General features: G+C 52.1%; 10 protein-coding genes. 6 read left to right on the forward strand and 4 right to left on the reverse strand.

The annotated features are described in order from the left end of the window. Nucleotides 1-442: 442 nt before the first annotated feature. Genes BLW97_RS06310 through BLW97_RS06325 form a run of 4 tightly spaced genes read left to right on the forward strand, consistent with a single transcriptional unit; the run spans nucleotide 443 to nucleotide 4,889 of the window. Complete coding sequence (locus tag BLW97_RS06310) at nucleotides 443-1,870, forward strand: OpgD/OpgG family glucan biosynthesis protein (RefSeq protein ID WP_242947717.1); 1,428 nt, start codon at nucleotides 443-445, stop codon at nucleotides 1,868-1,870. A gap of 5 nt (nucleotides 1,871-1,875) precedes the next feature. Beyond that, nucleotides 1,876-2,379 (forward strand): hypothetical protein, encoded by a 504-nt coding sequence (locus tag BLW97_RS06315; protein ID WP_075322676.1) that lies wholly within the window; start codon nucleotides 1,876-1,878, stop codon nucleotides 2,377-2,379. 1 nt (nucleotide 2,380) lies between these two features. Next, entirely contained in the window at nucleotides 2,381-4,465 is a 2,085-nt protein-coding gene (gene mdoH / locus BLW97_RS06320) for a glucans biosynthesis glucosyltransferase MdoH (RefSeq protein ID WP_075322677.1), read from the forward strand. 4 nt (nucleotides 4,466-4,469) lie between these two features. Further along, nucleotides 4,470-4,889: a tetratricopeptide repeat protein gene (locus BLW97_RS06325; RefSeq protein ID WP_075322678.1), complete on the forward strand. Its 420-nt coding sequence runs from the start codon at nucleotides 4,470-4,472 to the stop codon at nucleotides 4,887-4,889. Between the two features lie 126 nt (nucleotides 4,890-5,015). Here BLW97_RS06325 and BLW97_RS06330 read toward each other — a convergent pair whose 3' ends face one another. Then, nucleotides 5,016-6,059 carry a complex I NDUFA9 subunit family protein gene (locus BLW97_RS06330; protein WP_075322679.1) on the reverse strand — a complete coding sequence of 348 codons (1,044 nt, stop codon included), beginning with the start codon at nucleotides 6,057-6,059 and terminating at the stop codon, nucleotides 5,016-5,018. A 182-nt stretch (nucleotides 6,060-6,241) separates the two neighbouring features. Between BLW97_RS06330 and BLW97_RS06335 the strand changes: the two genes are divergently transcribed. Next, on the forward strand, nucleotides 6,242-6,664 hold the full coding sequence (locus BLW97_RS06335) for a DUF423 domain-containing protein (RefSeq protein WP_031569668.1): 423 nt from the start codon (nucleotides 6,242-6,244) through the stop codon (nucleotides 6,662-6,664). Between the two features lie 3 nt (nucleotides 6,665-6,667). After that, a complete protein-coding gene (locus BLW97_RS06340; protein ID WP_010639163.1) occupies nucleotides 6,668-7,057 on the forward strand; it encodes a hypothetical protein in 390 nt (129 codons plus the stop codon). A gap of 75 nt (nucleotides 7,058-7,132) precedes the next feature. On the opposite strand, the gene BLW97_RS06345 is transcribed toward BLW97_RS06340, so the two are convergent. From BLW97_RS06345 to BLW97_RS06355, 3 genes are all read right to left on the reverse strand, one after another. After that, nucleotides 7,133-8,674, reverse strand: a complete 1,542-nt coding sequence (locus BLW97_RS06345) for an MFS transporter (protein ID WP_077218269.1) — start codon at nucleotides 8,672-8,674, stop codon at nucleotides 7,133-7,135. Then, nucleotides 8,671-10,194 carry a 2,3-bisphosphoglycerate-independent phosphoglycerate mutase gene (gene gpmI, locus BLW97_RS06350; RefSeq protein WP_075322681.1) on the reverse strand — a complete coding sequence of 508 codons (1,524 nt, stop codon included), beginning with the start codon at nucleotides 10,192-10,194 and terminating at the stop codon, nucleotides 8,671-8,673. Before gpmI ends, BLW97_RS06345 begins: the two co-directional genes overlap by 4 nt. Next, nucleotides 10,191-11,117, reverse strand: a 927-nt coding sequence (locus BLW97_RS06355; protein ID WP_341465657.1) for a putative PEP-binding protein, incomplete at its 5' end; no start/stop codon positions are given. The genes gpmI and BLW97_RS06355, both read right to left, overlap by 4 nt.

Raw genomic sequence — 11,117 nt, forward strand, 5'->3', positions numbered from 1 at the left:
TGAAAAATATTTCAAAAGTAGTTTATGAAGTATTTTGCGGTAATTAAATTTCCTGTTGTTTTTCGGCGACGAGAAGGTTTTTGTTACGGTTACGGTTTGGTGTCGCGCAAAGTTGCATCAGTTTAACAGGAAATTTAGATAAATTAATACTTTCAGCGGGTTAGATCTTGTCCGCAAAATTATTGATGAATGACGGCATTATCCATAGCATTTTTTATGGCTGATTTCGGCATTCTGCGTCGGGCAGAGGCGACAAAAATATCAGGGCATTCAAAAAAAGTAAATTATAAACATATAGTTAATATTTTGGTACAAGAATTGCTTAACCATCACCATGAACTATTTATCTCATAATTATTCCTCCTTGAAGCTTGCTTCTGCTATTGCGCTCAGCCTGTCAGGCTGGGCCTTCAGCATTGCGGCGTCGGCGAATGATTTTAACATGCAGAACGTAGAGTCCAAGGCCCAGGCACTGGTAGACACGCATTATAATCCCAAGCCTTTGCCGATTCCTGCTTTTCTCAAAAATCTAAGCCCTGAACAGTACAGTCAGATTCAGGACACGAGACCTTTGTGGCAGAACGAGAATACGCCTTTTCAGGCACAATTTTACCTGCCCGGTTCCTGGTTTCATCAGCCTGAAGTCATCCGCGAAGTGGTCAATGGCAAGGTGCGACCCATCCCTTTTAATCTCGGAGACTTCAGTTTTGGTAATTTAAAGGTTCCCGCTGATCTGCCGAGTGACCTGGGTTACGCCGGATTCCGCTTGTTAGCGCCTCTGAATACGCCGCCGAACTATAACGAATTTATTTCCTTTTTGGGCGCAACCTACTTTCGTGCGGTGGGTAAACATGCCGTTTATGGCACTTCAGCACGCGGTCTGGGTATTGATACGGCCCAACCGTCTGGAGAAATATTCCCTTACTTCAAAGAGATCTGGCTGGAAAAGCCGCAAGCCGGTGCGCAGGATATGGTGGTTTATGCGCTTATGGATAGTCCAGTAGCCACAGGTGCTTACCGCTTCACCATCCAGACCGGTGACAGTACGAAGGTACAGGTGCAGGCCACCATATATTTGCGTAAACCCGTACAGGTGCTTGAACTGGCGCCTTTGACCAGCATGTACTGGCACGGTCATGGTCGTGGGATTACCGCCGGCGACTGGCATCCTGCACAGCATGATTCCAGCGATCTGGTCATGGCCAATGGTAATGGCGAGTGGTTGACCCGTCCTATTGATAATCCCCTGCAAATTCAGACTACGACCTACAGCATGGATCACCCGGTAGGCTTCGGTCTGATTCAGGAAGATCGTGATTTTTCCGCCTATCAGGGTATTGAAACCCAATACCAGCGCCGTCCCAGTGTTTGGGTACAACCGGTAGGAGACTGGGGAAAGGGTCAGGTACGTCTCGTTGAGCTGCCTACCAATAACCGGGACATGGACAACATTGATGTTTTCTGGGTTCCGGATCAGGAACCCGCTCCGAAAACGCCCCTGCATTTTGCCTACAACTTGCGTTTCTTTCTGGATAACCATGGCCTGATTCCTTTGGCCCATCCCGTCGGAACCTATCTTGGCGATGACCCGAAAACCGCCGGAGCGCGTACGGTCGTTATTGATTTTGGCGGTGGTGCTCTGACGAAATTACCCGGGAATATGCCTGTTAAAGCCCATCTCACGGCTGAAAACGGGGCTCAGATTTTGAGCCAAAAGCTGGAATGGGATGCTAAGGATCATTTTTGGCGGGTGATTGCAGTCATACAGCCGCAAACGGCTTCACCCAGTAATGTGCGTTGTTATTTAACCCTCGATAAGCAGGTTATGACCAATACCTGGACTTATCTTCTTCATGCGGCAAAGGAGTAGGTGTAATGTTTAAAGATGAATCAAGCTACAGCGTCAATCCTGCGGGTGAGTGGCTGGCAGGTTGTACAGCAGAGGCCCTGGTCGTCGCAAATAGCGCACCCGTTCTTGCTCGTATGGAGCGGTATATGGCGTATCTGGCGTTAACCGATGCCCAGCGTTTATGGATACGTGGTCAGGTGATCAGCCAATTGCAAGGCGTGGAAACCCATCAGGATGCGCTTTATGCCCGGGCTTTTGCCAGTCTGCATCAGGCACTGGCGACTCTGGGAAATGGGGATGAGCTGGATGCCCGCCTCGATCTTTCCCTGCGCATGACTGCAAATGCGGCCCAGGATGCCCGATCATGCCGTTGGCTACAGCAGCAGGTAGCGCCTGCCATTCAGCGCAGCAATATGGCCTCTCTTCCCATGAATCGTTCCTGGCTGGCTGCCGCATCGCGCCTGTGGCAGACATTGTTTAGCCGCAGCAAGGTATTGACGAGCCGCCGTATTCTGACCGGAGAAGTCTGAATTGGCACGGGCTATGGCCCGGCAGTGGGAAACCATCAGCCGGTACCGACGTTATTGGTTAAGTGCTTTTATTATTTTGCCGGCCTGTAGTGCAGGCCTGATGCTGGATCAGGTTCTTGCCGATCGCTTGCCGCTCTGGTTGGAAATACCTACTCTCATCATATTTTCCATGCTGTTTGCCTGGATTTCTGCAGGCTTCTGGACAGCACTGGTTGGCTTTATTCTGCTGATGAGCGGGCGCACTGATACCGCCCCCGGTAGCCCCGAACTCCGCCTGGCTGAGCCCCTCCCACAGAATAAAGTGGCGATTCTCATGCCCATTTATAATGAAGAAGTGGAGCGGGTGGCTGCCGGGCTACAGGCCACTTTCAAATCTTTGCAGCGGGCTGGGGCCTTGGCCCATTTTGAATTTTTTCTGCTCAGTGATACCCGCAATCCTGATATTTGGTTACGTGAAGAACTGGTCTGGTCGGCGCTTTGTGAGTCGCTGGATGCTTTTGGCAAAATTCATTATCGAAGGCGACCAGTTAATAATAAAGCCAAAAGTGGCAATGTCGCTGATTTTTGCAGACGCTGGGGCCGCGCTTACGAATATATGGTAGTGCTGGACGCTGATAGTGTCATGAACGGTGAAACCCTCTATCGCATGCTGGAAATGATGGAAGGAAATCCGCAGGTCGGTATCATTCAGACCCAGCCGGTGGCCGTCAATCGGGAAACCTTATATGCCCGTCTGCAACAATTTGCGCAGCATCTGTATGGCCCGATTTTCAGCGCCGGATTGCGTTTCTGGCAGTTGGGTGACGGGCATTACATTGGTCATAATGCCATTTTGCGAACTGCCCCGTTCACCGAATTTTGCGCCTTGCCCGTATTACCCGGTCGGCCTCCTCTGGGTGGACCCTTGCTCAGTCATGATTTTGTCGAAGCGGCACTGATGGCCAGAAATGGCTGGGAAGTGTGGTTTGTACCCAGTCTGTCAGGTAGTTATGAGGAAGTTCCTCCCACCCTGATTGATGATTTGAAACGGGATAGACGCTGGGCGCAGGGCAATCTGCAACATCTGCGTTTATTGGCCGGGGAGGGCTTGCGTTCTGCCCACCGCTTCCTTTTCATCAACGGGGCCATGTCTTTTCTGGCGGCACCGCTCTGGGGACTGTTTTTGATTCTTGGCGCGTTGGGTTCCCTGCATTGGGCTGGTGGAGGGAATGATGATACGGTCACCCCTTTTCATTGGGGAAGTGGCATTGATCCCTTACCGTTCTGGTTGTTTGGGGTGACGGCTGTTTTACTGCTTTCACCCAAGTGGATGGCCGTTCTTTGGGTGGCCCGTCAGCCTGGTCGCCGCCAGCAGTTTGGGGGATTGTCTCATCTTATTCTGAGCATGCTGGTCGAGAGTTTGTTTTCGGTTTTGATGGCCCCTATCCGGATGGCTTTTCATAGTCAGTTTGTCATTCAAACCCTCATGGGGAAGGGCGTACGTTGGGGGGCTCAGGTGCGTGGTGACCAGGAAACCAGCTGGTCAGTAGCCCTGCGTTTTTTTGGTTGGTGTTCGGCACTGGGGCTGGTGCTGGCAGTTGCTCTGTACCCCTTTTTGGGTTTCTGGCATTTTGTCTGGTTGGTTCCAATTTTGGGTGGTCTGGTCGCCGCCGTGCCTTTGGGCGCATGGACCAGTCGCCCTGGGCTGGGACGCTGGGCACGCCAGCATCGCCTGTTTGTGATTCCCGAGGAGGTCATCGTCCCCGAAGAATTGCAGTCATTGGATAGTGACAGTGTGGCCTATCTTCCGCACATTGAGGGAGATGCTTTTGTGCAGGTCGTAGTTGATCCTCGCTTTAATGCCATTCACAGCGCCTTGCAGCGCAATCGCACCGGATTATGGCCGCGTGCTGCCAGTCTTTGCCACAAGGCTCTGGAAGAAGGCCCCCAGCAACTCAGTAATCGCGAGCGTAATATCCTCTTGAGTGATCGCAACTCCATGCTGTCTCTACACCGGGCTGTCTGGTCCATGAATGACCGGGAACGCTTGACGGCCTGGGGCGTGGAGAGTGACGATCAGGATCTGATCAATCAGGCAGGACAATAACCCTATGGCAAAAAATGGTGAAACCCTTGATCTCATGGCTTTGGCTGGCATCCGCAATGATCTGGATGATCTCCGCGCCCGTGCCCAGGCAGGAGATCCCGTAGCCCAGTTCAATATGGGCGTGAAATACGCCGAAGGGTCTGAGGTCCCTCAGGATTATCAGGAAGCTGCGCGCTGGTATAGTGCAGCGGCAGACCAGAATGATGCACCCGCGCAATTCAATCTGGGCTTGCTGTTTTATCAAGGCCAGGGGCTGCGCAAGGATTTATTCTGCGCTTACGAGTTATTCAGTCTCGCCGCAGCGCAGGGTGATACGCGTGCCCAGGCCGGGATGACGGCGATTCTCGGCGAGGTCCCCACTGAACTCGCTGAGGAGCTCATTAAAAACTTTGGGCAGGGCGACCAGGGTGCCGCTACCCACTAAGCTGAAAATGGCAAATCTACCAAGAGCTTTTAGTGGCTTAAGCGGGCAGCCTGATTGCCCCTGACAAGGCCTATTACCCATCAGGAAGTATCCGAGCCCGCCAGGCAAGGGTTGTTTGCTGCAGTTTTAGCGGCGGTTACGGATTGCTGATAAGCGTTCGGTATGCTGACCTTTGCCGCCCAGATAAGTCGGTACGATACTTTCAATGGCTGTAGCCTGAATACCAAACACTTCCTGCAAATCCTTTTTGCTGGAAATGTTATCTACGGACAATGACTTCAAATTGTCACGCGTCAGCACCTTGCCCGGCAGTTTTTCCATCAGTCCCGCTTGCAGGTTGCCCAATAAAGGACAGAGCGCAATCACCTTGCGATGCGTGCCAATCAGGCTTTGGGTATAAGCAATCAACTCACCCAGGGTATAGACCTTGGGACCGCAGAGATCAAAAGCCTTGCCATACGTTTTTTCGTCGTCTATGGACTGCACAAATGCACTCACTACATCTTCAATCCACACCGGCTGCATTTTGGCCTCAGTGCCGGCCATGGGTAAAAAGAAAGGAATATTGCGCAGCAGTTGAGCAAAGCGATTGAAGAAGCTGTCCCCTTCACCAAATATGATCGAAGGACGAAATGAAGTCACTTTAAGACCGCGTCCCCAGAGTAATTTCGGACCATTCAGATAATTGAAATAGCCGTTTTTGGCGCTGTTTTCGCCAGACTGACGGATGATTTCTTCACCGATACCTTTGGAGCGCAGGTAGGCACTGGGGGCAATGGGGTTGGCACCGAGGGCGCTCATATGCAGGAGCCGGGGAATGCCCAGATGTCCACAAAGATTAGCGACCAGACGGGGAAGCTCAATATGGTTTTTTTCAAAATCACCATGGCGTTCGGGCGGATAATCGGTGCGCCCCGGACGGTTTTCGTTAAGGATGCCCACCAGATTGATGACTACATCCCGTCCTTTCAGTTGTTGCTCCAGCGCAATAGGGTTATGCACATTACATTCAACAACCTCGACCTGTGGCAGAACCAGCAGGTTTTCGCGGTTACGCTCCCGATTGCGGGTCAGAATGCGAATCTGGTGCCCATCCTGACTGAGGTGCTCCGCCAGATGTCGGCCGACAAAACCCGTGCCACCAAGAATACAGATTTTATGTGTTGCCATGAGCTTATACTCTTCCGCAAATTATCAGCCAGAGCATAGCATAGCACAGCTAGCCTGCCCCGATGCTGCAGAAAGTTTGAATCAGGGCATGAAGGTAGGCTATAAGAGAATAGATTTGGCTGCACATGGCTGATGGGCGGGATATGCCCGGAAACTGCGAGGTACAGAACCAGGAGAAAGGAATGGCGGAATGTGGTATTCAAAACGGTGCCCGCAGGGGAGGACAAATTTCTGCGTTAGGTGCTTTGCTGGTGGGGCTGGCTATTATTGCCGGTGCGGCTGGTGACCATCTGGTTGCTGGGCAGGTGAGCAGGCAAAGTTTGCATGTGTACGATATTGCCGTGCGTTTTCAGATTTATAATGCATTAGGCCTGGTTCTGCTGGGTATTTTGATTCGATTATGGGGTAAAGGAAGGCTACTTTGTGCTTCGGCATTGTTGATGGCTCTTGGTGTGCTTTTTTTCAGCGGGGGACTTTATTTGCTGGTCATTACCGGCCAGTCATTCTGGGCAATTTTTGCCCCTTTGGGTGGCACAGCGTGGATTGTCGCATGGTTGCTCCTCGCTGTCGGCCTCTGGCGGGCATCCATGCAAGTGAAGGAATAATGTATGCTTATTGCCAAAAATGACGCTTATCATAAACAACTGGATTTTGCGGACGCTGAAATCGGTGACGTATTCTGGGTCGTCGAACATGTACCTTATAGTGGCACGATTAAAGGGGTTCAAAAATATACAGTCACTGAAATTCGCTCCAAACTGGTTATTTGTCAATCAGAATTGGCTAAGCCGATGAAAATAAAGCGGAGTACTTTGCAGGAAAACTGTTACCTCGAAAATGATCCGTATTTTGCAGATATACAGAAAACCTTTGAAATCAGTAGTCAGGTAGAATGGGTTCGCAGATTGATCAAGGAGCATGAAAGCCGTGACTTTGATCAGGAAGTGGTTGACGCCGTTCTGGCATGGCAGCGCCGCGTGGAAATGCGACGGGAATAGGCATTAGCAGGGCGCGGACCAAAGTTGCTGCAAAGCTTCCAGACCAACTGCCGTATTCAGGTTTGGGTGCAGAGGCTATTGTGGTACCTCCGGGCCATGATGTTCTTCGAGGGTTTTGCCATGGCCCTGGACCCGGAAGATCCAGGTCATTCCCAGGCCAAGCAGGCTCACCAGAATCATGAGCAGCAACACGGCTGAAAGGCCCCAGTTTGCCTGAATGAGTGGCAATAAAAACACACTGATGGTGGCGCCTATTTTGGCAATTGCAGCGGCAAATCCGGCACCAAAGGCGCGTACCTGGGTAGGATACATTTCGGTTGGTAAAATGAAGGTGGTGGCATTGGGACCCATCGTCATGAATAAATTGAAAAGCATAAAGCCGCCGAGGATCATGTAATATTTTTGAATGACATTTTCTGCATGCTGATGTGCAGCAATCAGCAGAAGAGTCATTCCCAGGATCATGCCGAAAAACCCAATGAGTTGCATATGAATGCGTCCCAGTTTGGGAACTGCCCAGAGCGACAGCAGCGAACCCAGTAGCAGGAACAGGTCCACCTTGCCACTATCCAATGCGTTGCTGAGATCCCGTCCCAAGGTAGAGCTTAATGTGGGCAGATCGCTACGCATACTGCCGAGCAGAATCGTGGTAAACAGGCCAATACCATAAGTAGCGATGTCCATAAAAAACCAGGGAAGGGTCACCAGCAGGGTCCGCCGACGATATTCCGGGGCAAATAACGTCGCGATACCCAGGCGATGACCTGGCAGAATTTTGGCAACATGATGATGTTTTCTACCCAGGCGTTGGGCAATCTGCAGCAGTTGTTTTTTCTGGTCGGGTGCAAAGCGGGTGAGAATTTTGGCGGCCTGGGCATTGCGGCCATGTCCCATGCACCAGCGTACGCTTTCCGGCAGGCTCAGGCGGCCGATCAGATAGGGAAGCACCACCAGAATTTCTGCGGCCAGTAACCAACGCCAGGTATCATCGCCAGTCCGGGCATTTTGCAGCAGGAGAATGGCCAAGGCGACGCCCGCCAACATGCCGACGGACTGAATAGCGATGGAAGCAGCCATCATTCTGCCCCGGCGTCCCTGAGGCATGAATTCTGCCAGATAGCTGCTGGCGACTGGAAAGTCCATGCCGACACCGATACCCAGCAACAGTTCCGCCTGGGTCAGAATGGTGGCATTGGGTGCAAGTGCCGCTAATGTGGCGGCAATGATCAACAAAATCATATCGCTGATCATGACCGGTTTGCGCCCCCAACGATCGGCAATATGTCCGCCCAACAGGGCACCGATGACGGTTCCCCCCATGAGCATGGCAGCCACCATGCCGACACTGCTGGCAGGCATGTGCAGGCGGGGAATTACCAGTGGCAGGGTGACACCCAGCAAAAACATGGAAACCCCACTCAATAAAGTGCCCCCTGTGGACAAGGCCCAAATCCGATAGTGGATCAGCAACATCGGGCTGTTGTCGAGTATGGCGGTCATTGCGGCATGATCGGGATGAATAAGGTGCGAAGAATCCACAGGTGACGCAGTAGGGTTTTTTAATCCAGTGGCATTGGCAGTACTTGCGTGAATGTCGGCGCTTGGATCTGGATTCAACGCAGCTTGTCCCGGAGAATCAGGCTTTTCCCCGTCATTTCGGACGGCTGGGAAAGTCCCATGAGATCAAGAATCGTTGGCGCAATATCGGCGGTGCCCCGGCCAATTCCCAATTTTACACCTTCGTGGCCAATCAGGAGCATGGGGACGGGATAGACCGTGTGCTGGGTATGAGGCTCACCGGTCACTGGATCCACCATTTCATCGCAATTGCCGTGATCAGCCGTGAGGATGATTTTGAAACCGTGCTGAAGAGCTACCTGGGTAATCCGATGAAATTGGAGATCAAGCGTTTCTACCGCACGGAGAATGGCCGGGATTTTGGCGGTATGACCGACCATGTCACCATTGGCAAAATTGACAATAACAAAGTGGTATTGGTCGCTTTCCAGTGCTGCAATGATACGATCTGCGACTTTTGCCGCACTCATTTCGGGCTGGAGATCATAGGTGGCTACCTGTGGCGATGGGATGATCTCGCGATCCTCCCCCGCAAAGGGTTCTTCGCGGCCACCGTTAAAAAAATAGGTGACATGCGCATATTTTTCCGTTTCTGCGCAGTGAAATTGTTGCAGGCCGGCGTCACTGATGACTTCCGCCAAAACTTTTGTCGGGATTTCCGGCGGGAACAGGACCGGAAAGGGATAGGCGTCATTGTAGGAAGTCATGCAAAGGACGGTTCTGGCCTGTTCTGATCCGCGATCAAAATGTTCAAATTCGGGCATGGCCACGGCGGCGCTCAGTTGCCGCATGCGGTCAGAGCGAAAGTTGAAAAAGAATACGGGTTCATCGGCGGCAATCCGGTTTTCCTGGGGCTTGCCGATGACGGTGGGTTGAATAAATTCATCTCCTTCCCCGCGTCGCCAGGCTTCCTGAACAGCCGATAGGGCGTTTGCTGACTGAAGTCCCTCACCTTTCAGCAAGGCGGCCCAGGCTTTTTGGGTGCGATCCCAATGACTGGCACGATCCATGGCGGTATAGCGGCCACAGATGCTGGCAATTTTGCCGCTGCCCAGTTCTTGCAGGCGCTTTTCCAGAATCTGGACGAAAACATCTGCACATTGCGGGGCGGTGTCCCGCCCATCCGTAATCATGTGGATAATCGGTTCTACACCTGCCTGTACCACCAGAGGGAGAATCTCCAGCAAATGGTCAATATGAGAATGCACACCGCCATCGGAGACCATCCCGACCAGATGCAGGCGCCGGGTATTTTGCAAAATATTTTGCCAATTCTGAATGCTGGAAAAACTGCCATCAGCCAGACTGTCCGATATGCGGACCATGTCCTGAAGCAGAATGCGCCCTGAACCCAAAGTCAAATGACCGACCTCTGAATTTCCAAATTGTCCGTCGGGCAGACCCACAGCCCGCCCGGATGCCTGCAGGGCGGTATGGGGATAACTGGCAAAATAATGATCCAGATGTGGCGTATGGGCTTGCGCCCAGCCGTTGTAGGCCCGATTGGGGTTCAGGCCGAAACCATCAAAAATGACTAACAGCACGGGTTGAATATTCAAGAGGCTTCTCGCTTTTCCAGTTCCAGAACATGCAAGGTGGTTTTCAGTACGGAATCCGGGTTGAGGCTCATGGATTCAATGCCAATATCGACCAGAAACTCAGCCATTTCCGGATAGTCTGAAGGCGCCTGACCACAAATTCCAGAGTGGATGCCATGCCGTTTACAGCCATCCACGGCGAGGCAGATCATGGTTTTCACGCCTTCGTCGCGCTCGTCGTAGTCAAAGGCGACAATTTCCGAATCCCGATCCACTCCGAGAGTGAGTTGGGTGAGATCATTACTACCAATGGAGAATCCGTCAAAGCGCTGGGCAAACGCATCAATTAAAAGCACGTTGTTGGGGACTTCGCACATGGCGTAAATTTTCAGGCCATTTTCGCCGCGCTTCAGGCCAAATTCTGCCATTTGCGCAAGAACGTCGTCGGCTTCCTGCACGCGGCGTACAAAAGGCAGCATCAAAATGACATTATCCAGGCCCATGGTTTCGCGCACTCTTTTCATGGCCAGGCATTCCAGATGAAAACCTTCTTTGTACGCTGGATGTGCATAGCGGGAAGCGCCGCGAAAGCCCAGCATGGGGTTGTCTTCCTCGGGTTCGAAGCCGCGACCCCCAAGCAATGAGGCATACTCGTTGCTTTTGAAATCAGACATACGTACCACTACCGGTTTGGGATAAAAAGCGGCAGCCAGGGTGCCGACGCCCTCTGATAGCCGCTCCACAAAAAAATCCTGGGGCTGCGTGTAGCCTTGGGTTAGCTTAGCCAAGGCTACACGCTCCTGCGGGTCTTTGACCTTTTCCGGGTAGAGCAAAGCCATGGGGTGCGCCTTGATGGTATTGCTGATGATGAATTCCATCCGCGCCAGACCAATACCATCGCTGGGGAGATTAGCCGTCTGGAAAGCAATTTCCGGGTTGCCCAG

Origin of the sequence: Acidithiobacillus albertensis, from assembly GCF_001931655.1 — a bacterium.
Classification (GTDB): domain Bacteria; phylum Pseudomonadota; class Gammaproteobacteria; order Acidithiobacillales; family Acidithiobacillaceae; genus Acidithiobacillus; species Acidithiobacillus thiooxidans.